The sequence below is a fragment of the Janthinobacterium sp. CG3 genome (genome assembly GCF_000344615.1).
Taxonomy (GTDB): Bacteria; Pseudomonadota; Gammaproteobacteria; order Burkholderiales; family Burkholderiaceae_D; genus Janthinobacterium.
The window spans coordinates 48,565-71,929 of sequence record NZ_KB467826.1 but is presented as its reverse complement, the minus strand read 5'-3'; the positions used below and the strand labels follow the sequence as shown (position 1 = coordinate 71,929).

Sequence of the window (23,365 nt, the reverse complement as noted above, 5' to 3'; positions counted from 1 at the left end):
GATTATACTTTGGTCTATGAGTGATGACAACGAAATTCGTAAAGGTAGACACTGCGTTTTTAAGATGCATGTTCATTTGGTCTTTGTAGCGAAATATCGCCGCAAAGTGTTCGATGGCGATGCCATCGAACGTCTGCGCGGGATGTTCGCGAAGGTTTGCACCGACTTCGAGGCGAGCTTGGTAGAAATGGATGGCGAAAACGACCATGTGCATCTCCTGGTCGAATACCCGCCGAAGGTTTCCGTATCCTCCCTGGTGAACAGCCTCAAAGGCGCGTCCAGTCGGCGTCTGCGCACCGAGCGGCCCGACATTAAGGATCGGTACTGGAAAGACATTCTCTGGTCGCCGTCCTACTTCGCCTCATCCTGCGGTGGCGCTCCGATTAGTATCATCCGCCAGTACATCGAGCAGCAGCAAACACCACATTAGCTAACAAAAAATTTGCTGGCGAAAGGACGGCTTTGCCGTCCGCGCTATCCTTCCCCGCCCAAACTCGACGGCTTCGCCTAGAGGTTGCTGCGCAACCGATCGTTTGGACGGGGCTTGTCGCGCATCTGGTCAAAACCAATAAAAAGGATGTTTATGATGAATTCGATAATGCAGACCCAGGCGCAAAACGGCACCTGGTGCAATGTTCCAGCCGCACTGGTGGCCAACTTGAAATTGGCCGGCTACCCGCTCCGCTCCCCACTGTACGAGTCCCTTTCGGGCAAGCAAGAAGTGGCGGCAGCAAAATGAAACCCGGACGCAATACCCCCGATACAAATTCGGCGATTGCCGAGCGCGCGCGCTTCCAAAAGCGGCTGCTCCAAGCACTTAGGGATGCCGACTACACTCGGAGCCCCACCGCACTGGCGGCGCGATTCAACGCCAAATTCCCGGACGTCCAGATCACGGCCAACGCGGCAAGGAAATGGCTCTTGGGCGAATCGATCCCCCGCCAAGAAAAGCTGCGCATCCTGGCCGATATACTTGACGTCACCAGCGACTGGCTGCGCTTCGGGACGGAGGCTGCGGCCCGCGAATTTGCAACATCGCCCGGCGCTGCGATTATCGCAAACATCGTCGCTGATATCGAAACCATGGAAAAACCTCTGCAATGCCTGACGCGCGACATCATCCGCGCCTTGCTGGCCTTCGGGAAAGCCTATCCAATAGCCCCCGGCGCCTGCGAGGCCGCCAATGGGTAAGAGTAGCCGGATGAAACGCGAACGCCATGACCCTCACGGCCGCAGCGCAGCCGATCTCTTCGCGGGGGTTTCCCAAGCTCGCGCGGATGCCAACCTGTGCCGCCAGTTCAACCTGTTGGGGGAAGCGCTCCAGCTCGAGCAAGCACAACAGCGCATCGACCGCATCAACAACCTTCCGATGGGGCACCCTGAGAACGCGCACAAATTCGGCATCACGTTCGGCCCAATCCAAGCTTGGATGGACGCCATGGAGTCTTCCGGCGAAATCGATAGGCTTCAGGGGATGGCGGTGATGAGCCTTGAAGACGATCCAGAGCTGTTGATTCCGGTTGTCGGCAGCTTCCTTTCGATGTGCGACATCTACGAGCTGATCGCGGCCGACGCCGGCGTTCCAGATGAAACTGCTGGGCTGCGCCGCCTGGCGAAAATGATCGACGTCCACATGCCGGTGTTCCGCCGCGACTTGGAGGCCGCGAGAGCAACTACCGAGTGGATGGCCGGCATCACGCGAACGCTCACTCCCCAGCAGTTCAGCGATTTCAGCGTAGCGGTCCAGATCCGCGCCGAGCTGGCCAACCAGAAGGCCGCGGCATGATGGATTCCCGAAAACGGCGCAAGCCCTCCCCTCCTCAATGGCGGCCGGTGGCGCTGGAAATGCTCATCGTTTATGGCGCTACGGCGGCGGTCGTTTTTGTCGCTTTCCGGGCTTTTCAACAATGAGCCGCCCGGGCAGCAAGCCCACCGCCGCGACAGCGCTGGAGGCTGCGGCAAAACACCGCATCGCACTTTTGCAAGCGATGGAAAGCGCGAACCCGGTGCTCTACCAGGGCAAGCCACGCTTCATCCACACCCTGCACATTCAGCAACTGGGCGGCGGGCTCGATAGCACGATCTATTTGACGGGCTCGCCGATCGCCATCAACGCATCCGAAATTCAACTGCAAGCGAGAACGCAATGACAAAAAACAGCGGCGCCCAACTAAACCCTGCGGCGGCCGGGCCGCTCCTGGCCACAGAACGGCAGGTCGGCCTGCTGCACCACTCGCTCGGCATCAACGAACGCCGCCGCGAGCCGTGGCGCAACCACTTCGGCGCCGGGCCAGATGACCACTATCGCTATGTCCGCCCTGAGCACACCAGAGGCTGCTGGAAACCGCGCGTCGCTGGCGACTGGAAGCCGACGATGAAAGCGGCCAAGGCCAGCTACAAGGCCGCCTTGGCGGCGAACCAAGCCAAGCGCGCGAGTTGGAGCGCAGCATGAGCGCCGGGATTAAGAAGTGGCAGGACCGGCTGAAGGTGCACTTCTCGGATGAGGTGATAGCACAACTGCAATATAACAATCCGACTATGCAAGCAGAAATCAATGACTTGCGGACAGCACTGGCCGAGCTTGTCCGAAAAGTTGCTGCTTGGGAGCGCCTATTCGATAAGGCTTTGACATCCTCCCCGCCCTAAAGGACGGGGATTCCTACGGCGCTGCGCGATGATTTGCGAGTCGCTTCGGTGGGTTCCTGCTTCATCGAGCGGCCTGACTGCGCCATCTCTCCACAGGCTAACAAGCGGTATCCCCGCTCTAAAACATTGATCGCGCCGACGACATCGGCGTTATTTTCGTAACCACAATCGACGCACAAAAACGTTGCCTGCGTAAGCCGATTGTCTTTCGATATATGGCCGCAGCACGGGCAAGTGCGACTGGTGTTGTGCGGCGGTACGGCAAGCAACATGCCGCCGTTCCATGCCACCTTATAGTCCAGTTGCCGCCTGAATTCTCCCCAGCCCTGATCGAGGATGGCACGATTTAAGCCGGACTTTTGTTTCACCATCTTGCCGTGCTGTTCGTTGTTGCCCTTGGACGACTTGGACATGTTCCGTACCTGCAAATCCTCAATACATACGAGCGCGTGGTTTTGGCTGATCGTCGTTGTGGTTTTGTGCAGGAAGTCTTTCCGGGCATTAGCGATGCCGGTGTGAATCTTTTGAACTTTGGCTTTCGCCTTTTTCCAGTTGTTGCTGAATTTGACCTTGCGGCTCATGCGCCGCTGATAACGCGCAAGGCGCTGTTGGTGCTTCTTGAAACTGCCAAGCGGCGCGATGAAGCTGCCATCGTTCATCGTGGCGAAGCGAGCGATGCCGACATCGATGCCGACGGCTGTCGTCGCCGTGGGCAGTGGCTGTTCGACCTCGCGTTGAGTTTGAATCGACGCGAACCACTTGCCGCCCGACTGGATCACGGTGACATTGCGCACCTCGCCCAGCACGTCGCGGCTGTTGCGGTAACGCAACCAGCCGAGCTTGGGTAGAAAGATGCGGTCGTTACCCTGGTCGAGCTTGATCTGTTTCGAGTCGGGGTAGCGGAAAGCATCACCACCACCCTTGCGCTTAAATTTCGGAAAGTCGGCGCGCTTGGCGAAAAAATTCTTGTATGCCTGTTCCAAGTCCTTCAAGGCATGTTGCAAAGGGTGGCAAGGCGCATCTTTGAGCCACGGCGTGTCAAGTCCATTGCGCCATCTCGTGAGGTGTTTCGCCATCGCCACATAGCCGATGAACTTATTCCCCGCTTCATGATTTTCTTTTTGCAGCGCCAGTGCCTTGTTATAGACGAACCGGCACGACCCGGCAAAGCGGCGCATATCGCGCTCTTGCTCGCCATCTGGCATCAGTTCGTATTTGTAGGCTTGTAAGCGTTGCATGATTCAATTATAGTTTGGTCTATGAGTAATGACAACGATATTCGCCACGGAAGACACTGCGTTTTTCTAATGCATGTGCATTTGGTCTTTGTAACGAAATACCGTCGTGAAGTCTTCACAAAAGAGATCCTTGACGACCTGCGCCCGATGTTCGCCAGCGTCTGCACGGACTTTGAAGCGGAACTGGTGGAATTCGACGGCGAGGATGACCATGTACACTTGCTGGTGAACTATCCGCCCAAGGTTTCCGTTTCTAACCTGGTCAACAGCCTGAAAGGCGTTTCCAGCCGCATGATTCGGAAGAAGAACTATCCGAGCATCCGCAAGAAGCTATGGGGCGGCGCACTATGGTCGCCTTCCTACTTTGCCGGCAGTTGCGGTGGTGCGCCTATCGCTATTATCCGGCAGTACATCGAGCAGCAGCAGACGCCGCACTAGACGCACCAAACCGGACGGCTGCGCCGTCCGCGCTCTTGACCCCGCCCTGAAGGGCGAGGTTTGCCGCGCAACCGATCAAGCGCGCCGAAGCCGCAGAGAAAGACCGCGACCAGGCGCCGGGCCGCTTCATCGACGTCGATTTGGACACGGTAATTGACGCCGAGACGGCTATCGCAGCACCTCCCCCATGTACGTCGAACTGATCCGGCGGCGCCGCACCCAGATGCTGATCCACTCCTATGCCTACTACGTGTTAGACACGCCGATGATTTCGGACGATGTTTGGCAGCGCTGGGCCGACGAGCTGGTGGCGCTCCAGGGCGCGCACAGCCGGAAAAACGGCCACTACGATCGGGCATTTGAAGACTGGGATGGCTCGACAGGTATGCACTTGCCTAAAGATGAATGGGTGCGAGCGAAAACCCGGCAAGTCCTAGCTTTGTACGCAATGCCCGACGTCGCAATGGCGGCAGCTCCTCTGCCGCCGCTTACTCGGCCGGCAGCTCCAGCGCAAGGCAGCCTGTTCTAAACGACCAGGTCGATGTCCTCTACGCGCGGCGGATCAGTCCATGTCTCCCGGCCTCAGTAATCACTCTTGGACGTCTTTTTACCGAAAAGACGTTGCAAAGAGCCAAGTATAAATATATGATCCACCAAAGAAACTACCCCATGAACGACTACATGAGAATTTTTGCCGGCGTAAAGCCTAAATTGGCCTTGGAACTTTCGGCCTTTAATGGCTCGGCCAAGATGTTCCGCACTCGATTTCGTGACGCCGACGACAGCGCAACCAAGCTGTATTCTGCGGCACTAATTCGTGACATCCGCATGAAACTGCTAAACATCCCGGCCGATACTGTACGCCCGAAAACTATACCCCCCATTCTGGATGCCCGAATGGCAAAAGGCGGCGTCGGCAAAACCACTATCACCGGCAATGTCGCTAGCTGCATGGCGCTCTCGGGCTATAAGGTTTTGCTCATCGATGGCGATCCCCAGTCGTCGTTGACCGGCCTGTTCGGCATTAATTGGCTCGATGCCGATATTACACATATTGGTGAATTGATGCGTCGGGCATCAAAGGGGGAACCCGTTCATCCAGACAAGGCCATTTGGCCAGTCTACGGCGGCGGAATGCTCGATATCATACCCAGCGATATCACCATGGCAGACGACACCTGGTTGATGGGCACCATGAACAGGGAGCAGGCATTCGTTCGACTGATCGCAGCCGAGCTTGAGTTCTTCAGCCGGTATGACGTCATCATCATCGACTCGGCCCCGGGCTCGTCATTGTTGGCGACAACGTTCATGGTCGCCAGCAAAATGCTGCTGACAGTTGTATCGCCAGAGGGCCAGGCCATAGCTGCGCTCGACGTCCTGGCATCGAACGTTCAGGAAATCAATGGCGCATTCAAAGACGCCAACTTGGACGTTCACATAGTTGTCAATCAGTACAATCAATCAAAAAAACCGCACAACACGGCGCTTGCAAAACTGATCGCCAAATATCCCGGAAAAATTAACGATACCATCGTTCGTGATTTTGTCGGCTTCCTTCGAGAAACAGACCCGGATCATATCGAATCGAACGGCCCAGTTCTTGAAAAAGAACCCAACAGCGTCGGCGCCCGAGACATCATCGAATTGACGAAATCCCTCATCAAGCATTACGACATAAGGCTTGCGGGCACGACCCTGGCCGGCACCGAGGTCGCTCAATGAGTAAGCCGCCAGTAAAGGTATCCGGGCTGATTGCAGCCGGTAAATTATCCGCGGCGCAAGGCGTCCAAGTATCGACCGCTTTTGACGCCCCCGCAGAACAGACCAACTCAAGTGCACCGGCCCAGCCGGCCACTCGCCGCGTCCCGCTGCACTTGATGGATGACAGCCCATACCAACCGCGTCGACAATACGATCCACTCCATGTAGACGAAATTGGGCAGTCGCTCTTGACCACTGGGCAACGCACACCGGTCACGCTTCGAGTGTCGCCCACGAACCCAGAGCGGTTTGAAACGCTCAAAGGGCACTATCGTCGCAGAGGCGCTGCGAGTATTGGCTGGACGGACTTGGAAGCTCTTATCGTCGTGCGTAATGAGCGCGAGGCAAAGCTTGATACCCGGATAGACAATGAAGGCGCAAAGCTCAACGAATATGAGTACGCTCTCATGTTCAGAGCTGAGCTGGATGAGGAAGATTCGGCGGCGAAAACCCAAACCGTCGTCGCCAACATGTACCTTTGCTCGCAAGCTAAAGTATCAAACTGCCTATCCATGCTGGATCTACCGGAACCTGTCATTGCCTTGCTTAATAAAAATTCAGCTTTATTTGGAGCAAGAGCGGCAAAAGAGATCACAGCATTGTGGGCTAAATATCCAGACAATCACGCAACTATATTGGAAGCCATTGACCGCCTAAATCACGGTGCGGACCAAGGATCAATAAAAGGTTGGGTACTGCAAAAATTGACCACTAGCAAGGCTGCAAAGGGGCCACAAAAGCATGTGATCCCCTCTTCTGCCGGGGTTCCACGCTATGTCACTCAAACAAAAAAACGCGACATCATTGTCAGATTAGCAGACCCAACGATTGATATATCATCCGTTCAACTAAAAATCGACAAGATGCTGCGTGAGCTAGAAGAAGCAGCAGCAGAAGAGAAAAATATCAATTAAATCAATGAGTTACGGATTATTACTGAGTAATAATCCGTAACCCTACTTTCTAGAAAATTCAGGAAAACTAACACTATGAACGTTTAGGTGTACATAAACGAAAAAGCCCCAGCTTGCAGGCCGGGGCTTTTCCGTATTCTTTGAAATCGTTCCTCACGAATGGGGGAACAGGTGATGCGTCAGAAACCTCATCCTATACCCCCTTCGTGTGGTCGTCAAACACTTTGTTGCATTGTGATGCAACTAGGGGAGTCTATGCACGCCACTTTACTAGCAGTAAATGCAATCGCGGTTACGCCGTCTAAATCAAGAAATCTTCCCAACCGAATCCTGCGCGCCTACGACGCCGCGAAGCACGTCGCCGGCCTTCCCCGCAGCGTCAAGGATACGTTGGCCGAGCTGGTGCGCTTTGTCTCGCAAAGCAACCCTTTTGCCCCCGTCTTCGCCCACAAGACTACCATCGCGGAGCGCATCGGGGCCGACGAGAGGACCGTGTATCGCCATCTTGCTATGCTCAAGGCCCGCTTGCTGATCGAGACGCTGCCGCAGGCGCGCAAGAGCCGCAACGGGAAGTTCGCCGTCACGACGATCCGGTTGACGCGCAAGGCGGCGGCGCTGCTGGGCTTCATCAAGCCCGAGCCGGGCGAGTTTGACGACCCGGAAAATATGGTTATCCACAAGGCTCCGTCCGCTAAAATGTCATGCGGCCAGGGGTTAACTGAACCAACGAATGCAAAGAATCAACCGGCTCCCCGGCTGACGAACGGCCTCCCGTCGGATTTGAGTTGGCTGACTGGGAACGGGCTATCGAGGCCGGGAGTTTTTAAATTGATGGAATTGGCAACCCAGGCCAAGAAGCGCCTGTCGGACATCGTGGTCGCCACTAGCACCTACTTGAAGCCATTGAAAGGCGGACACCTGTACAGCTATCTCGCCAAGCTCATCGCCGGCCCGACCGACTTCACCATGGCCGCCGTGGAAGCGCGCGCCGTCGCCGCCAGCACGGAAGAGCGCGAGCACTACGAGCATCGCGCCCGCCTCTTCCGCGCCCGCTTCGGGCGCGCCGCGCTGGTCGACCGCAACTTCACGTGCCTGTACCGGTTCGACGAGAACGTCCGCTACGTCTCGGTGGCGGATGACGCCGGCGAGTCGTTCGCGCCGCTGAACGACTTGCGCACCTGGATCGCCGCCGTCGAGACGGGACGGCTGGTGCTCGCCACGGAAACAGCCGAACGGGCCGTGCTGGCGCGGCGCCGCGCGTGACCGAGCTGGAGCGCCTCGAATCGGGCTACTGGGGCTTTACCCCGGCCGGCATCCCAGTGCCCGGGTTCCTGCGCGAGCTGCCGCTGGCGAAGGTCGACCGGGTGTTGCTGACGGCCTGGCGGCGCGGCTTCGGCCCGCGCCAGGCGCTGGCGTCGATGATGATGGAAGCCCGGCACAGGCAAGCCCCCTTCGGCTCGCTGTGGGAGCTGCACCGCTGGTGCGACAGCACGCGCGGGACAGACCCGGGCGTGGCGCCGGAAGTTTTGGCGCTAGAGCGGGCGTTCATCGCGGCGCGGCGCGCCGGCGTCGAGGCCGAGCTGAAGGCGGCGCAGGACCGGGCGGCCAGGTCGGCCGAAGGACGGTTGCGGCGGGAGCTGGCCACCAAGGCGCTACCGGCCGGCAGGGACGAGAACCTGACCCTGATGAAACACACGCTGGGCATGTGAGGCCCGGCGCGCGCAATAGGGCTACAGCGGCTTGATGCCGGCGGCGTCAATGGTTTGGGCGTGGCGCGCCGCGTCGTCCTCGTGCAGGTAGCGCGACGTGGTGCTGATGTTCTCGTGGCCGGCGTTGAGCTGCACGGTTTTCAATGGCGTCTTGCCCTGCACCTGGTGCGTGAAGGCGGAATGGCGCAGCCAGTGCGGTGACGCCTGTTGCAGGCGGTCGGCGGCGGTGGCGTTGTCCAACTCGTGCGCGATGGCGCTGGCGCCGGCGAAGAGCCGCTTGAGCGCCTGGTAGATCGTGTCGGACGTGGCGCGCGCCGGCGCGCCGCGGGTCGTTAGCAGCAGCGGCAGCGCCTCGCGCGGCGCCGGCAGGGCGGCCAGACCGAAGGCGAGCCGGTAGCGCTGGAACTCGGCCAGCAGCGCCGCCGGCACGGGCACGTCGCGGCTGTTGCCGCCCTTGCCGGTGACGTGCAGCCACCACGCTCCATCGTCGGCCTGGCTGATCGCGCCCATGTCGGCGCCGACGCCCTCTTGCAGCCGGATGCCGGTCAAATAGTAGAGCGCGACCAGGAAGCGCGCGCGCGCGCGGCGCAGGGCGTCTGAAGGGCGCGCCAGCGGCATCCGCTCGGCGGCCTCGGCGAGGATCGATATCGCCGCGCGCGACAAGTGGCGCTTCACGGTTCCCTGTACCGTGACCTGCATCCGCCCGAGCAGCGTGCCCGGGTTGTCGTCCAGGTAGCGCGCTTTGCAGGCCCAGCTGAGCAGGCTGCGCACCAGCACGATCGCTTGCCGGTGCGAGTTGGCGGCGAGGGGGCCGGCGAAGGGGCGCCAGCGCGGGTCGGTGCGCGGCCATTTCGTGACGCTGATCCACTGCGGCGCCGGCTGCGGGTCGACGAGGAACGCCGAGTAGGCGGCCAGGTCCTCGAAGCGCAGGCCGCGCAAGTCCTTGCCGCCGGCGCGGCACCAGCTCAGGAAGCGGCGCGCCTCCTTGCCGCCGTTGCGCACCGTCCGCGGGGACAATCCGGGCCGGGCCAGCCAGGCGTGCACGAGCGCGTCGTCGTCGACGGCAGCGAGGCGGCGGGGGAGGGCAGGGGGGCTAACGCGCGGCGCGCCGGCGGCGGCCCCAGGGTCAAGCGGCGCGGTTGCGCGCCGCCCACCTGTGAGGGGGTATTGCTTGGGCATGGCGTCACTCAGGAGGGGATTGGGCGGGAGTCAGGGGAACCAGCCGGCGATGCCGTCCCACATGTGGTTGGTTCAATAGCTGTCGCCGCCGGCGGCGACGATCGCGTTGTTCAGGGCCAGCATCCCCTTGTAGTGCCCGAAAAAAGCGGCCGTCTGGCCGATCAGGCGGAAGCCGTCGAGCGCGGCCCGGACGCGGGCCTTGTCCTGCGGGGCGGTGGCCTCCCGGTAAGCGAGAAAGGTCACTTGCAGCTCGATTGCCTGGTGGACGATTTCCATGCTCTCCCGTTCGGCGGTGCGCGGGTTGTCCTTCACCTCGACGATGTTCTTTTTCTCCACGAGCTCCAGGACGACGCCGCCGTCCCACTCCAGCTCCGACCTGCGCGCCGCAATCGCGGCAGACGGCCTTTTCGCCGTCGTGGCCGTCGCCCTCCAGGCGCACGTTGCCGTGGGCCTGGCAGGCGCCGCATTGGTAGTGGTACAGCACCTTGCCGTCGCCGGCGTTCCCGTTGTCCATGCATCCCTACTCATGTTGGCCGCGCGTGCCGGCCAGCACGCCCGTCAATTCTACCAACGTTTCTCCGCTCAACAATGAACTCGTGATTACTTAACTAATCACGAGTTGAGCGCGCGCAAGGGCGGGGCGCGCCGCCGCCGTTAGCGGCGCGCGGCCAGCCAGGCGGTGCCCGCCCGCGCCCACGCCCGGAAGATATCGCATATTTCATCTGGAATATTTGGTATGGAATTGTCCATGTCGCCCTCGAGTTATCAGTCAGGTTGATAGTAGTGGGCCGCTTCCGGCCACTGATTGATATAGCTCATCGCGCGACAATATGTGAACTGAAAGTTATCTGGCAATCACAGGCTGAATGAGCGGAAGAGCAGGGCGCGGCACCGGCTGCGGCGGATAATATACAAAGCCGCCTACACCCAAGTGTTCGATTTTCCAAGGACGAATGTGGCAATAACGGCAGCGTATGCAGCAATACCAAGGGTCCAGAATTCGTTGGTGGTCATTGTTGACATCCTCCCCGCCCTAAAGGACGGGGATTCCTACGGCGCTCAAACAAAAACTGCTTGAGTCGCTTTGGTGGGTTCCTGCTTCACAGAGCGGCCTGACTGCACCGATTCTCCACAGGCTAACAAGCGGTATCCCCGCTCTAAAACATTGATAGCGCCGACGACATCGGCGTTATTTTCATAGCCACAATCGACACATAAGAATTTCGCTTGTGTTTGCCGATTGTCCTTCGATATATGACCGCAGCAAGGGCAAGTGCGACTGGTGTTATGCGGCGGTACAGCAAGCAACATGCCGCCGTTCCATGCCACCTTGTAGTCCAGTTGTCTCCTGAACTCGCCCCAGCCCTGATCGAGAATAGCGCGGTTCAGGCCGGATTTCTGTTTCACCATCTTGCGGCGGCATGTTGCTTGCTGTACCGCCGCACAACACCAGTCGCACTTGCCCGTGCTGCGGCCATATATCGAAAGACAATCGGCTTACGCAGGCAACGTTTTTGTGCGTCGATTGTGGCTACGAAAATAATGCCGATGTCGTCGGCGCGATCAATGTTTTAGAGCGAGGATATCGCTTGTTAGCCTGTGGAGAGTCGGCGCAGTCAGGCCGCTCGATGAAGCAGGAACCCACCGAAGCGACTCGCAAATCATCGCGCAGCGCCGTAGGAATCCCCGTCCTTTAGGGCGGGGAGGATGTCAAGCCAACCGATCCGTGCAAACCTTTTAACAAAACGACCCCGAACAGAATGGGGCCGCATTGCCTTAACGCGTTTGGGCCAATTCCTCCCGCACGGCCGCCTTCATGGCTTTCGGCGCCGTTTTCAGCGTGCGCATCAGCACGTCCTGGTGCATCGCCCGAACACGCTTGATCACCGCCGGCATACTGACCTTGATGGGCGCCTCCGGATTTTTGGCGTTCCAGTCGTCGCGCATTTCCCGGGCCTGCTGCACCGTGTTTTTGTCGCCGACGGCCAGCCCCTGCGCCCAATGCTCTTGGATCTGTGCCGAGCGCATCCGGTTCTGGGTAATCATGTTGAGCGCCTGGCCCTTGGCGTCCTGAATCGCTGCCGTGCTGTTCGGCTGGAAGCCCACGATCTTCATGGCGCCCTCGATCGCCGTTACGTCGTTGACCTTGTAGCCGCGGCTGTCCTTGTACGCGCCGCTGGCCAGCATGTCGACGCCCTTGGTCAGATTGCGAACCGATACTGGCGACAGCTCCAGCGCCGCGCCGGCCAGGTCGCCGCCGAGCGCCTTGCCGGCGCCGTTGAACGTGCGCTTGGCCAGGTCGGCGGCGGGGCCAGCCAGCTCGCCGATATCGTTTGCGTAGGATTCTTTTTTCGTGAACAACCCGGTGGCGGGGATCAGGTTGCCCATGCCGAAGCGTCCGGCGACGTCGATCGGCATACCCGGCAAACTGGAGATTCCCTTGAGCGCGAAGTCTGCGCCGCCTTCGCCCAACACGTCGGTAAGGAAGGCTTGCTTGGCACGCTTGCTGGAAAAGTTGAATCCCATCCGCTGCAAGATGCCGTCAATGACGTCCTCCAGGTCTTGTTCGAAGGGCAGGCCATCGGCCCCCGACATCAGGAACAGGACCGCCAGCATGTACAGAGCGCCGCGCCGGCCGGCCGCGCGCTCCGGCGATCCAGGCAGTCCAGCAAACGCCATCCGCGACAGCAGCTCGACGTAGGCAATCGAATATTGCTTGAACGTCAGGGCCAGCCCGCCTAGCGCACCGCGCGCCCAGACCGGCTTGTTGCCGGGGTTGTAGGTGCCCTGGGTTTGCGATACCGATTCCTGTGCAAAGCGCGCCGGGTCGGCCATGCCTTGCTCGACGGCGGTGCGGTACGCCGCGATGAACGTCACGCGGCGGTTGGCCAGCTCGGCCATCGCAAAGAGCTTGCCCCAGCCGACCATCACTTTCGACATCGTGTTGTTCAACGCGGCGCGCGTGTCGCCCACCTTCGTGCCGTCGCCCGATTGCAGCGCGCCGGTACCGGCCGCCTGCGCTTGCAGATAGTGCACCTCTTGGGGCGCGACGATGCCTGGTTCTGTCGCGTTGTTGATCAAACGGCGGAAATTGGCCGAAAACGGAGCTGCTCCCCTCAAACTGGACGGACCACTCCTGCCATCGCAGAAAATTGGTCGGCGAACGACATCGCCTCAGCGCCGTCGATCTCGAACTGACCTTTGCGGATCATGTGCATCAGCTCTATTCCAGCCAGCACCGAACTGGCGGACCGGAACGATTTGAAGTTGAGCATGGGCCTGGTCATCCGCTTGATGGCGCGATGGTCCTGCTCGACGATGTTGTTGAGGTATTTGACTTGGCGCACCATAATCTGGACGTCGCGACCAGCGTTGACCTCGTCGATCGCCGCCTTGTTGGCACCGCTCTTGTCCATCGCGATCTTGTCGGGATCGCCGTTCGCCCCCATCGCCTTTTCGAAGAAGCGCTTCGCTGCAGCCATGTCGCGCTTGGCTGTCAACAGGAAGTCGACGGTCTTACCCTGCTTGTCGACAGCGCGGTAGAGGTATTTCCAGACCCCTTTGACCTTGATATAGGTCTCATCCATTCGCCAGCTGCCACCGACCGGGCGCTTGTGTTTCCGGGCCATCTTTTCGATGAGCGGCAGGAAACGAACCGCCCACCGGTTGATCGACGAATGGTCGACCGACACGCCGCGCTCTTCCATCATCTCCTCGAGGTGCCGGTAACTCAGCGGGTAGGCTGCATACCAACGGATGCAGACCAGGATCACATCGATAGGAAAGCGCATCCCTTTGAAATTGATCATATCGATTCGTCATGAGTTCGGGCGCCGCAGTTTACCTGATTGGTCAGTTGACGTTCGCTAATGCGACAGAACCCCTCAGCATCACCCTCATGATTCCGTAAAGAATGTGTTCCATGGGTAACTTCTAGTGTATATTCAATGAACTTTACGCGCAAAGCGTCGCGCCTAAACCAGCATGTCGCTCAAAGCTTAACAAATCGATTTGTTAGGGACATTGCAAATGATGTTGCCCCCCCCCGCGATCAGCACTTAATCCTTCGGCCCAAACCGGCGGCATTTATCACGTTATAGCACCCGTTGAACTTTCGCTTGCCTCGACTATGGGCGCGTGCCATCGAGTGTTCAATGCAAATGCAGCACAGGAGAACTGCCATGCGGTGGATGGGCAGTCTCATACGAATTCGAATTCCCACAGAGCCGGGTTGGGCTTCGACGCGCGGCCCCGCCACGACACCGTCAGCGCCGAGCCTGAATCGATGTAAACGATTGATTTGCAGACTCGAACTCGAACTGCTCTTGCTATATCAATACATGACCCGCCCGCAGGTGCGTAGCGATCACCAGCACGAAATTTTTCAAACCAATCACCCTCAATGATAGGAACAATGATGTTTGCCACAGCGCCCGAAATCAAGACTGCCGGTACGGCACTCGCCGCACTGGAATTCCTCGCCTTTACTCTGGGCGACGAAGAGTACGGCATCGACATTCAAAAAGTGCAGGAGCTGCGCGGCTATGATGCCGTCACCCGCATCGCCAATGCGCCCGCCTTTATCAAAGGCGTGGTCAACCTGCGCGGCGTCATCGCGCCGATCATCGACATGCGCATCAAGTTCAATCTTGGCGACCCAACCTACGACCAATTCACGGTGGTCATCATTCTCAACATCGCGGGACGCGTGATGGGTATGGTGGTCGACAGCGTATCAGATGTGATTACGCTCACCGCCGAGCAAATCAAACCGGCGCCGGAGATGGGCGGCGCACTCGATACCGACTACCTGATCGGCTTGGGTACGCTGGACCAACGCATGCTGATCTTGGTCGATATCGGCAAACTGATGTCGAGTTCGGAAATCGGACTAATCGACAAGCTGGCTGCCTGAGCTAGGTTCGTTGAAGGCTCGCGCTGCTTGCGCTGGCTGTAAGACAAATCGGGCCGGCAGCTTATAGCAACACTAGTAAGACGATGGACAAGTAACCACCTACACGAACCATAGACAGGCCATTATGTTGAACTCATCACGCATCCAATCCATAAGCATTGCCAAAAAACTCGGCCTGCTCACCATGAACGCGATCATCGGCATCGTGGTCCTGACCGCGCTGTTCCTGTATTCGGAACGGACACTGATTCTGAACGAAAGACAAAGCAATGTGCGCCAAGCGGTGGAAACCGCATACGGCATTCTCGAGTATTACAACACACAGGCCGCCAAAGGCGTGCTGCCGCAGCAGGAAGCGCAGCAGAAGGCGATGGACAGCATCAAGGGCCTACGTTACAGCGACACCGAATATTTCTGGATCAACGACATGCATCCAACCATGCTGATGCATCCAATCAAGCCGGATCTGGAAGGCAAGGACTTGAGCGACAACAAGGATCCGACCGGCAAGCATCTGTTTGTCGAATTTGTGAAGATTGTTAAGGCTTCCAACGCCGGCTTCGTGTTCTACATGTGGCCCAAGCAAGGCAGTGACAAACCGGTACAGAAGGTGTCATACGTGAAGGGGTTCGCGCCTTGGGGCTGGATCATTGGCTCGGGTGTGTATATCGATACGGTTGATGCGACGATCTGGAACAGGGTGCTAAATTTTTCGCTCGCTTCGCTAATCCTGGGTGGCATCTTGCTGGCGGTCGGCGTCGTGATTGGACGCGGCCTGTTAAAACAGCTCGGCGGCGAACCGGATTATGCAGCCGGTATCACCCGCCGCATCGCCGAAGGCGATCTGACGGTGTCGATTGAGCTCAAGGGGAGTGACAACTCGAGCTTGCTGCATGGGATTAAGACCATGCGCGACAGCATCGCCAATATTGTCGGCCAAGTGCGCAGTGGCACCGACGCCATCGCTACGGCGTCCAGTCAGATCGCGTCCGGCAACCTGGACCTGTCATCGCGCACCGAACAGCAAGCCAGTTCACTGGAGGAAACCGCCTCCTCGATGGAAGAACTGACTTCCACCGTCAAGCAAAACAGCGACAACGCGCGCCAGGCCAATCAGTTGGCCATCTCCGCGTCGGACGTGGCGGTCAAAGGCGGTACAGTCGTATCGCAAGTGGTCGACACCATGAGCTCGATCAACGAATCGTCCAAGAAGATCGTCGACATCATCGGCGTGATCGACGGCATCGCGTTCCAGACCAATATTCTGGCGCTGAACGCGGCGGTCGAAGCGGCGCGCGCCGGCGAACAGGGACGCGGCTTTGCGGTGGTGGCATCCGAAGTGCGCAACTTGGCGCAACGCTCGGCCGCCGCCGCCAAGGAAATCAAGACGCTGATCGGCGATTCGGTCGAAAAAGTCGATGCCGGCAGCAAATTGGTCAGTCAGGCTGGCACGACGATGGACGAGATCGTCGCCAGCGTCAAGCGGGTGACCGACATAATGGGTGAGATCACTGCTGCCAGCCGCGAGCAGGAAGCGGGCATCAATCAGATCAATCAAGCCATTACCGAGATGGACACCGTGACGCAACAGAATGCGGCACTGGTGGAGGAAGCAGCAGCAGCGGCCGAATCGTTGCAGGAACAGGCCTGCAATCTAGCGGAAGTGGTTAGCGTATTCAAGTTGGATGGCTTGCAGATGACAGCAGCGGCGCCGACCGCCAAACCGCAACGTGCAGCAGCCGCGCACGGCATTATCAAGCCGCTCCGCAAGAAACCGAGTCCGGTCAGAATCGCAGCAGACAGTAGTGCGCCCCTCAGAAAGATCGGGAACGCGCCGTCAGGTACGAACGAGGAATGGGAGCAGTTCTAACCTTGGAGCCCACAGAAAACGAGTGTTGAAAGCTTAGCGTACTATTTTTTCCGTTTCCCTCGCCTTCCTTATGTGCTCATACAGCCTGCTCTGGCGGAATTTTCGGCGGTTCCGGCTTACACCCCCAAGCGGCCCAATCTACCGGACTTAAGCGCAACCCGAACTCAAAACAAAGCGCCACCTTCAAATAATTGTTGACAAATGAGCCGCTTCGCGCGGCCGCCGCCCTGCGGATGCGGGTCTTTTCGCGGCGGCAGGGCGGCGGCCAATAGGGTCTTTTTGACCTCATTGGCCGCCATGTCTTTGTCTTCCCTGTATGCCGCATTTGCGCAACACCTGCAATCGCCCCAATTCCATGCCCAGGCCCGCCATGCCGACCATCCAAACGCATTTTGCCGAGAACGCAAGCTACCTTTGCCCTGCCTGCTGGCCGCCATGCTCGGCGGTATGCGTAAGAGTGTGCGCGCTGAGCTTGGCGAGTTCTTCGGCCACCTCGAACAGCAGGCGCAACTGGTGCACCACGTTTCCGAACGCGCGTTCTCGCGCGCCCGCGCCAAGCTCGCCGCCACCGCCATTCCGTCTCTCAACGACTGGCTGGTCGCGCGCGCCGACGGCGCCGGCTTCGTGCCGCGCTGGCATGGCCTGCGCCTGGTCGCGGCCGACGCCTCGACCTTACGCTTCGGACTGCGCGCCAGCACCGTGGCCAACCCGGCCAGCGCCGACCAAATCGCCTTCGGCCTGTTTCTGCCCGGCGCCGAAATGATGCTGGCCGCTTCGCTTCATAGCGTCCACGAGAATGAGCGCCAGATGCTCTTCCAGCATCTCGACCGGCTCGGTCCCGGCGACCTGCTGCTCATGGACCGCGGCTACCCGTGCCGCTGGTTGCCTGCCGCGCTGAGCCAGCGCGGCGTCGGTTTCTGCATGCGTGTCGAGCGCGCCGGCAACGCCGGCTTCGCCTGCGTGCGCGAGTTCCTGCGCAGTGGCTTGGCCGAAGCCGTGGTCACGCTAAAAGCGCCAGACCGACGCGACTGCACCGACTACGAGTGCCCACCAGCGCGGCAAACTGTGCGCCTGGTCCGCCACGTCGCCTCGACCGGCAAGGTGCGCGTGCTGATGACCAATCTGTTCGACGTCATACGCTTTCCGGCCAGCGTGTTCGGCGACCTGTACCACCAACGCTGGCGCATCGAGGAGGCCTTCAAGGGTTCTGTCGCATTAGCGAACGTCAACTGACCAATCAGGTAAACTGCGGCGCCCGAACTCATGACGAATCGATATGATCAATTTCAAAGGGATACGCTTTCCTATCGATGTGATCCTGGTCTGCATCCGTTGGTATGCAGCCTACCCGCTGAGTTACCGGCACCTCGAGGAGATGATGGAAGAGCGCGGCGTGTCGGTCGACCATTCGTCGATCAACCGGTGGGCGGTTCGTTTCCTGCCGCTCATCGAAAAGATGGCCCGGAAACACAAGCGCCCGGTCGGTGGCAGCTGGCGAATGGATGAGACCTATATCAAGGTCAAAGGGGTCTGGAAATACCTCTACCGCGCTGTCGACAAGCAGGGTAAGACCGTCGACTTCCTGTTGACAGCCAAGCGCGACATGGCTGCAGCGAAGCGCTTCTTCGAAAAGGCGATGGGGGCGAACGGCGATCCCGACAAGATCGCGATGGACAAGAGCGGTGCCAACAAGGCGGCGATCGACGAGGTCAACGCTGGTCGCGACGTCCAGATTATGGTGCGCCAAGTCAAATACCTCAACAACATCGTCGAGCAGGACCATCGCGCCATCAAGCGGATGACCAGGCCCATGCTCAACTTCAAATCGTTCCGGTCCGCCAGTTCGGTGCTGGCTGGAATAGAGCTGATGCACATGATCCGCAAAGGTCAGTTCGAGATCGACGGCGCTGAGGCGATGTCGTTCGCCGACCAATTTTCTGCGATGGCAGGAGTGGTCCGTCCAGTTTGAGGGGAGCAGCTCCGTTTTCGGCCAATTTCCGCCGTTTGATCAACAACGCGACAGAACCGGTTGTCGGCACTGGCACCAGATACGTCCCCGTGGACGGACTCCTGTTTGAGCAAGTGATAGGGAACCTCCCGAGTGGTCTCCTTCGCTTGATTCTTGTTCACCCAGTCTAAAAATGGCATGTGTTCGGTTTTTCTTGGTTATAAAAATCGCCCGGTCTCGCCGGGCTCGCGTTTGAAAGTGGCCGTGCTCGCATTCGACGCCAATTCCGGCTCACGATAACTGCAAATGACGATAGGTGTGCTCACGCTATCTGCAAATGATAGCGGATTTCGTGGTCGCGGCTGAGGTTGCCGACGATGACGACTTTGTTGACGGATGCCATGATGTTCTCCATGTGGGTGAGCCGGGCGGGTCGTAGCGGCCGCCCGGCGATTGATTACGCGACCTTCGCGGCCCTGCGGCGCTTCGGCGCCTCGACCTGCTGCGCCTTTTTCTCCTTCTCTGGCTCGACGGTGGCGCCGTGATCCTGCTCCTGCTGCTCGGACTGCGCCTGCGCCGCCTGGTGCTTCTCGATGACGGAATCGACCAGAGACCGCACCTGGCGGTCGATCCCTTCGATGCCGAGCGCGCTCTTGTTCGCCAGGTCGTTGAAATCCGTGAACTGCTTCATCTGCGCCAGCGCCGCCGTCTGCTCGTCGCTCAGGGCTTTGCCGGTGCGCTGGTGTTCTCGGTATTTGTCTGGGGTCACTGGTTCCAGGTTGACCGGATAGCTGTTCTCGCCAGGCGCAAAGATCGGCATCATCAGCTTGCCGCCGACCAGCTTGGCCGCTTCCTCGGCCTTGCTGCGGCCGGGATTGGCGCCCTGGGTCACTTCCAGGTGCCGGTCGTCGTCGCCGGCAATCACGACCGGCTTGTCCGGAAACTTCTGGTGCAACGCCTGGGCCACGGCGGCCAGGTTGCCCGAGTCGAACGCCGATACAGTGGCAAAGCCGAGCGATTGTTTCAGGCTGGCGGCGGTGGCGTAGCCTTCGCCGATGACGATGGCCGGCGCCTTCGCCAGCTCGTCCATGCCGCCGACGACGTGGAAGCATCCTTCCTTCTTGCTGTCCTTGGCGAAGCGCTTGGTGCCGTCCTCCTTGATGTACTGCGTCGTCCATTGTTTGCCATCGACATCGGTGGCCGGCAGGTACGTCTTCTTGCCGTCCTTGTCGGTCAGGGCGCCGGCATGCGGCTCGATGCCCTTGGCCTGCATGTACGGCGTGGCCACCGTCACCGGCACCAGCTTGCCCAGCTCCTTGCCGACCCGCTTGGCGGCCTGCTCCTGCTGCTTGGACAGCTCGGCTTCGCGCTGCTGCAGCTTCTCGGCCGCCTGGGCGGCCAGCAAAGCCTTTTGTTCCGGATCGAGCGTGTAGCCCTTGGCCTTCCAGGTGAGGTCGTTGCCCGTCCGGTTGTTCTTCATATAGCCGGCCGGATGGCCGTCCATGTGGCCGACGTAGAAGCCTGACCCGGATTTTTCGCTGAACTTCTCGCCCTCGACAGTGATGCGGCGCTTCGTGCCGTCCATGATGGGATGCTCGCTGCCGGCAGGGACCACGCACCCAATCGAGCGCAGCGCATCGGCAAATTCTTCCCTTGGCGTCATCGCCGGTCCCTGCTCGGCCGGCACATTTTCCGGCTTCCACTTGTCCAGCTTTGCAAGGTCGGCCTTTGGACCCGCGTACCAGGACTTGGCCATCTTGTCCCATTCGGCGCCGGCCGCCTTGGCCGCGGTGCGTTCGCTATAGGGCACGGCGAGGTACACGCGGCCTTCTGCGGCCTTGGGGACTGCCGGCGTGTCAGCGGCCGTCACACGCGCTTGCGCCTCGCCTGCGGCCGTTTGGGCCGGTTGCTGCGTCCATTTTGCGAATGGGGCCGGGTCGACGTTTTGCGGAACGTACCAGGACTGTTCCTTGCGGTCCCATTTCGCCCCGAGCGCCTTGGCTTCCTCCTTTTCCTTGTACGGAACGGCGATCAGGTTTTTAGGGGCATCCTGGCGCGCTTCGGCCGGCGCTGCCGGCTGGGCGCGCTGACGCTCTTCAAATTCGATCCTGCGCTGCAGGTCGGCGTCGTTGGTGGTCGCGGCGAACTCGGCATTCTTGCGAGCGTCTTTAGCCGCTGAAATGTCCTCGTCGGTGCTGTCGGGGTTGCGGCGAACCCGTTCCTCGTTGACGCGGGCGAGTTTGGCCGCCTTTTCGTGTTCGCTGACGGTGGACCGGGCGTCGATCACGGCCAGGCGCTCGGCCAGCTCGTCGGCCTGCAGCTCGGTCGGCCTGTCGGCCAGGTGCTGATGGGTGCCGTCGCCGAGCTGGGCGTAGACGCCCCAAAATTCCGGCTTCTCGCCCCTGTTCGCTGCCGGCATGACAACCCATTCGGAGTCGTCAATGTACCGCTTGATATTGCCTTGCACCTGGACCCCGCCGGTCCAGTCGTGCGGGAGCGTGAAGCCAAGGTTTTGCTCGGCATCGCGGTCCATGGCTTCGCCGTCGCCGGCACGCTCCCGGCCGAAGGCCTGGCCGGTCACCAGGTCAAGCCGTGCGGCGGCAACGATGGCGTCGGCCTGGCGCACCGTCACCAGCTCCTTCGCGCTCTCGATCTTGTCGGCCAGCGCAGCTACGTCCTGCGGCAGCTCGTTGCGCTGCCAGAACGGATTGTCGGCCGACAGCGGTTCCATGTCGGCCAGGACTTTATCGACGCGCTTGAGCTGCGCCTCGCTGGCGCCGTCCAGGGCGCGCGCCAGGCTGTCCTTCTCGATGCGGGTCAGCGTCCAGGCCTCGGCCCGATCCTCGCTGGCTTGCTGCGCGGCCGTTTGGTCTGGAACTGCTGTCCGCGCAACGGTTTCCTGATGGCGCTCGGTCTGTACAAGCTCCTGGGCCTTGTCGGCGAACTCGCGGGCCAGTGCCTGGTGGTCGAGGCCTTCAAAATAGGCGGTGGCTGGTGCCGGGTTGTCGAGGTCAAATGCCGGGGCGAGGCGCGTAAGGGCGGTTTCGTGGAACAGCGTCGGATCGCTGCCAGTGACATCCTGCAGCGTGGCGAAACCCAAGCTCTTCACCTGATAAATCCGGGCTTCGACCATGGCAAGCTGTTCGTCCTCGATGTTGGACGTGTCGGTGTAGCGCAGCACCTGTTCGACTGCGACGTTAAGGGCCTCCGAGGTGGCCAGCTCCTGTTCGTGCTTCTGTTCCAGGCCCATGACGTACTCCTGAATTTTTTCGGCGTCGGCCGCTGCGCGGAAAATCTCGAGCGGATCATCTTCGAGGGCCTTGATCCAAGACCCGACATACGCGGCATGCTGCTCGGGATCGTGGCCGATGCCCAGCTCGTCGCCCAGGATCATACTGGCAATTTCAGCGCGCAGCTCTTCCTTTGCATAGCCTTCGCTGCCGAAGGGATGCACCAGGTCGCGGTCGAGCCGGGTGCCGTGGCCGGTCCAATGGCCCAGCTCGTGCAGGGCCGTCGCGTAGTAATTGTCCGCTGTCGGGAACTGGTCCTTTTCCGGCAAGTGGATGCTGTCGCTCGATGGACGGTAGAAAGCGCGGTCGTGTTCGCCATGGCGGATCGTCGCGCCCGAGGCCTGCAGTATTTGCTCGGCCCGCTCGACGGCGTTCCAGGCCTGCTGCGGGCGTGGCTGCTGCGGCGGCAGTCCGTCGATCTGCTCGGCGTTAAATACGGTGGCGAAGAACACCCTTGGCCGCTCAAGTTGGACGGTCTCTTTGACCGGATCGCCCTTGTTGTCGAGGATCGGCTTGCCGGCCGCGTCCGTCTTGTTCTGGTCTTCGCTGAATTTCCAGTATTGGATCGGCGTGCCTTTCTCGCCCTTGCGGACCTGGGCATCGACCGCCGCCGCCTGCTTGTACGTCATCCAGCGCTGGTCCTCGCGGCCCTCGCTCATGAGCTGCAGGGCATTGATGCCTTTGTAGCGCTTGCCCGTCGTGGGGTTGACGGGCATGTTGGCGCCGGCCTCGCCGGGTTCCCACGGCTTCTGCCACGGGGCGGTGCCTTGTTTCAATTGCTCGATCAGCTTTTCCGCGACGGTCTCGTGGAACGGCTTTTTTTCGTTTTCCATGTTGTCACCTCTTCGCATTTCGTAATCGGCCCAAGGGTGTTCCTGCGGCTCTCGCGTCTGTTCGCGCATTCCCTGGGCAACCATGGACGTGATATTGGTCAGGTCCCGTTCGGTCATTGGCCTGGTGCGTTCCACGCAGACCTCCCTGTACGACTTTTCTGCTTGAATCGGATCGACTGGTCTGTCCGGTCGGATCGCCTCGCATGTGAAGGCAAAGACCTCTTCGGCCCGGATGCGCTCGGGCCGATCCTCGTACAGCTTGTCAATCTTTCGCCAGAGACCACGCAAGACAGGCTGGTCGCGGGCCTCGACAATGGCCGTTAAGACTCCGGCTTTTTCGTCGGCGGTAAAGGTGTTGATTCCGAAGTGCCCGAGGACTTCGTGTCTAAGAGTTCCTTTAAACTCGTCCGCGTCACGAAAGTTGGAAGCGGCGAAGTCCGCTTGTCGTCGTTCGGGACAAAACGCACCGAGGATGGTGCCGGCTTTTTCTTTGGTGGCTTCTGGTCCATACAATTCCTCTTGGGTATTACGAATCTTGAATGCGACATGTGCCGCGACGGGGTAGATCGAGCAGAATTCAAGGACCATTTCCTTGCACTGCTCGATTGACAAGGCCACCCG

General features: G+C 59.9%; 25 protein-coding genes and 2 pseudogenes. 19 read left to right on the top strand and 8 right to left on the bottom strand.

Annotated features, from left to right (window positions below):
• Positions 1-16 precede the first annotated feature (16 nt).
• The 8 genes from tnpA (JANGC3_RS0127540) to JANGC3_RS0127510 all read left to right on the top strand — a co-directional run bounded on the left by tnpA (JANGC3_RS0127540) (position 17) and on the right by JANGC3_RS0127510 (position 2,646).
• Entirely contained in the window at positions 17-430 is a 414-nt protein-coding gene (gene tnpA / locus JANGC3_RS0127540) for an IS200/IS605 family transposase (RefSeq protein ID WP_026133605.1), read from the top strand.
• A 153-nt stretch (positions 431-583) separates the two neighbouring features.
• On the top strand, positions 584-739 hold the full coding sequence (locus JANGC3_RS33105; protein ID WP_157407083.1) for a hypothetical protein: 156 nt from the start codon (positions 584-586) through the stop codon (positions 737-739).
• Positions 736-1,191: a transcriptional regulator gene (locus JANGC3_RS30400; protein ID WP_017879720.1), complete on the top strand. Its 456-nt coding sequence runs from the start codon at positions 736-738 to the stop codon at positions 1,189-1,191. Before JANGC3_RS33105 ends, JANGC3_RS30400 begins: the two co-directional genes overlap by 4 nt.
• A gap of 10 nt (positions 1,192-1,201) precedes the next feature.
• Positions 1,202-1,786 carry a hypothetical protein gene (locus JANGC3_RS0127525; RefSeq protein WP_157407082.1) on the top strand — a complete coding sequence of 195 codons (585 nt, stop codon included), beginning with the start codon at positions 1,202-1,204 and terminating at the stop codon, positions 1,784-1,786.
• A complete protein-coding gene (locus tag JANGC3_RS34190) occupies positions 1,783-1,911 on the top strand; it encodes a hypothetical protein (protein ID WP_269746289.1) in 129 nt (42 codons plus the stop codon). Before JANGC3_RS0127525 ends, JANGC3_RS34190 begins: the two co-directional genes overlap by 4 nt.
• Positions 1,908-2,150: a hypothetical protein gene (locus JANGC3_RS0127520; RefSeq protein WP_017879718.1), complete on the top strand. Its 243-nt coding sequence runs from the start codon at positions 1,908-1,910 to the stop codon at positions 2,148-2,150. Before JANGC3_RS34190 ends, JANGC3_RS0127520 begins: the two co-directional genes overlap by 4 nt.
• Complete coding sequence (locus JANGC3_RS0127515; RefSeq protein ID WP_017879717.1) at positions 2,147-2,452, top strand: hypothetical protein; 306 nt, start codon at positions 2,147-2,149, stop codon at positions 2,450-2,452. Before JANGC3_RS0127520 ends, JANGC3_RS0127515 begins: the two co-directional genes overlap by 4 nt.
• A complete protein-coding gene (locus tag JANGC3_RS0127510) occupies positions 2,449-2,646 on the top strand; it encodes a hypothetical protein (protein WP_035789228.1) in 198 nt (65 codons plus the stop codon). The genes JANGC3_RS0127515 and JANGC3_RS0127510 overlap by 4 nt, the downstream gene beginning before the upstream one ends.
• On the opposite strand, the gene JANGC3_RS0127505 is transcribed toward JANGC3_RS0127510, so the two are convergent.
• Entirely contained in the window at positions 2,643-3,884 is a 1,242-nt protein-coding gene (locus JANGC3_RS0127505; RefSeq protein ID WP_017879715.1) for an RNA-guided endonuclease InsQ/TnpB family protein, read from the bottom strand. The genes JANGC3_RS0127510 and JANGC3_RS0127505 overlap by 4 nt on opposite strands.
• A 21-nt stretch (positions 3,885-3,905) precedes the next feature.
• Here JANGC3_RS0127505 and tnpA (JANGC3_RS0127500) point away from each other — a divergent pair, with 21 nt between their 5' ends.
• The 6 genes from tnpA (JANGC3_RS0127500) (at position 3,906) to JANGC3_RS0127465 (ending at position 8,709) form a co-directional block, all read left to right on the top strand.
• Entirely contained in the window at positions 3,906-4,322 is a 417-nt protein-coding gene (tnpA, locus tag JANGC3_RS0127500; RefSeq protein WP_026133604.1) for an IS200/IS605 family transposase, read from the top strand.
• 187 nt (positions 4,323-4,509) lie between these two features.
• Positions 4,510-4,851: a DNA ligase LigA-related protein gene (locus tag JANGC3_RS30395; protein ID WP_017879713.1), complete on the top strand. Its 342-nt coding sequence runs from the start codon at positions 4,510-4,512 to the stop codon at positions 4,849-4,851.
• 140 nt (positions 4,852-4,991) lie between these two features.
• Complete coding sequence (locus tag JANGC3_RS31055) at positions 4,992-6,047, top strand: ParA family protein (RefSeq protein ID WP_157407081.1); 1,056 nt, start codon at positions 4,992-4,994, stop codon at positions 6,045-6,047.
• Complete coding sequence (locus JANGC3_RS32010; RefSeq protein ID WP_081612065.1) at positions 6,044-7,000, top strand: ParB/RepB/Spo0J family partition protein; 957 nt, start codon at positions 6,044-6,046, stop codon at positions 6,998-7,000. The genes JANGC3_RS31055 and JANGC3_RS32010 overlap by 4 nt, the downstream gene beginning before the upstream one ends.
• A 255-nt stretch (positions 7,001-7,255) precedes the next feature.
• Complete coding sequence (locus tag JANGC3_RS33100; RefSeq protein WP_157407080.1) at positions 7,256-8,263, top strand: hypothetical protein; 1,008 nt, start codon at positions 7,256-7,258, stop codon at positions 8,261-8,263.
• The gene (locus tag JANGC3_RS0127465; protein WP_017879708.1) at positions 8,260-8,709 is read left to right on the top strand and encodes a hypothetical protein; all 450 of its coding nucleotides are present in this window, start codon (positions 8,260-8,262) and stop codon (positions 8,707-8,709) included. The genes JANGC3_RS33100 and JANGC3_RS0127465 overlap by 4 nt, the downstream gene beginning before the upstream one ends.
• Before the next feature lie 21 nt (positions 8,710-8,730).
• Here JANGC3_RS0127465 and JANGC3_RS30380 read toward each other — a convergent pair whose 3' ends face one another.
• The 3 genes and pseudogenes from JANGC3_RS30380 to JANGC3_RS32005 all read right to left on the bottom strand — a co-directional run.
• Positions 8,731-9,726, bottom strand: a complete 996-nt coding sequence (locus JANGC3_RS30380; protein WP_157407079.1) for a tyrosine-type recombinase/integrase — start codon at positions 9,724-9,726, stop codon at positions 8,731-8,733.
• 234 nt (positions 9,727-9,960) lie between these two features.
• Positions 9,961-10,224 (bottom strand): hypothetical protein, encoded by a 264-nt coding sequence (locus JANGC3_RS0127455; protein ID WP_157407078.1) that lies wholly within the window; start codon positions 10,222-10,224, stop codon positions 9,961-9,963.
• Between the two features lie 723 nt (positions 10,225-10,947).
• Positions 10,948-11,301 (bottom strand): annotated as a pseudogene (locus tag JANGC3_RS32005) (RNA-guided endonuclease InsQ/TnpB family protein); the annotation flags it as partial.
• A 2-nt stretch (positions 11,302-11,303) separates the two neighbouring features.
• Here JANGC3_RS32005 and JANGC3_RS32000 point away from each other — a divergent pair.
• Positions 11,304-11,585 (top strand): annotated as a pseudogene (locus JANGC3_RS32000) (zinc ribbon domain-containing protein); the annotation flags it as partial.
• A 79-nt stretch (positions 11,586-11,664) separates the two neighbouring features.
• Here the strand turns inward: JANGC3_RS32000 and JANGC3_RS0127445 are convergent.
• Positions 11,665-13,008 (bottom strand): PLxRFG domain-containing protein, encoded by a 1,344-nt coding sequence (locus JANGC3_RS0127445; RefSeq protein WP_269746288.1) that lies wholly within the window; start codon positions 13,006-13,008, stop codon positions 11,665-11,667.
• Entirely contained in the window at positions 13,005-13,697 is a 693-nt protein-coding gene (locus JANGC3_RS30375) for an IS6 family transposase (RefSeq protein ID WP_017879703.1), read from the bottom strand. Before JANGC3_RS30375 ends, JANGC3_RS0127445 begins: the two co-directional genes overlap by 4 nt.
• A 605-nt stretch (positions 13,698-14,302) precedes the next feature.
• On the opposite strand from JANGC3_RS30375, the gene JANGC3_RS0127430 reads away from it, so the two are divergent.
• Positions 14,303-14,803 carry a chemotaxis protein CheW gene (locus JANGC3_RS0127430; protein ID WP_017879701.1) on the top strand — a complete coding sequence of 167 codons (501 nt, stop codon included), beginning with the start codon at positions 14,303-14,305 and terminating at the stop codon, positions 14,801-14,803.
• A gap of 124 nt (positions 14,804-14,927) precedes the next feature.
• Entirely contained in the window at positions 14,928-16,673 is a 1,746-nt protein-coding gene (locus tag JANGC3_RS0127425) for a methyl-accepting chemotaxis protein (RefSeq protein ID WP_157407077.1), read from the top strand.
• Positions 16,674-16,837: 164 nt separating this feature from the next.
• Here the strand turns inward: JANGC3_RS0127425 and JANGC3_RS34185 are convergent, their stop codons facing one another.
• Positions 16,838-16,972: a hypothetical protein gene (locus JANGC3_RS34185; RefSeq protein ID WP_269746287.1), complete on the bottom strand. Its 135-nt coding sequence runs from the start codon at positions 16,970-16,972 to the stop codon at positions 16,838-16,840.
• Positions 16,973-17,132: 160 nt separating this feature from the next.
• On the opposite strand from JANGC3_RS34185, the gene JANGC3_RS30370 reads away from it, so the two are divergent.
• The gene (locus JANGC3_RS30370; RefSeq protein WP_232429834.1) at positions 17,133-17,906 is read left to right on the top strand and encodes a transposase; all 774 of its coding nucleotides are present in this window, start codon (positions 17,133-17,135) and stop codon (positions 17,904-17,906) included.
• Positions 17,907-17,949: 43 nt separating this feature from the next.
• The gene (locus JANGC3_RS0127415) at positions 17,950-18,642 is read left to right on the top strand and encodes an IS6 family transposase (RefSeq protein ID WP_017879698.1); all 693 of its coding nucleotides are present in this window, start codon (positions 17,950-17,952) and stop codon (positions 18,640-18,642) included.
• A gap of 436 nt (positions 18,643-19,078) precedes the next feature.
• Here the strand turns inward: JANGC3_RS0127415 and JANGC3_RS0127405 are convergent, their stop codons facing one another.
• Complete coding sequence (locus JANGC3_RS0127405) at positions 19,079-23,362, bottom strand: zincin-like metallopeptidase domain-containing protein (protein ID WP_442905271.1); 4,284 nt, start codon at positions 23,360-23,362, stop codon at positions 19,079-19,081.
• Positions 23,363-23,365 lie beyond the last annotated feature (3 nt).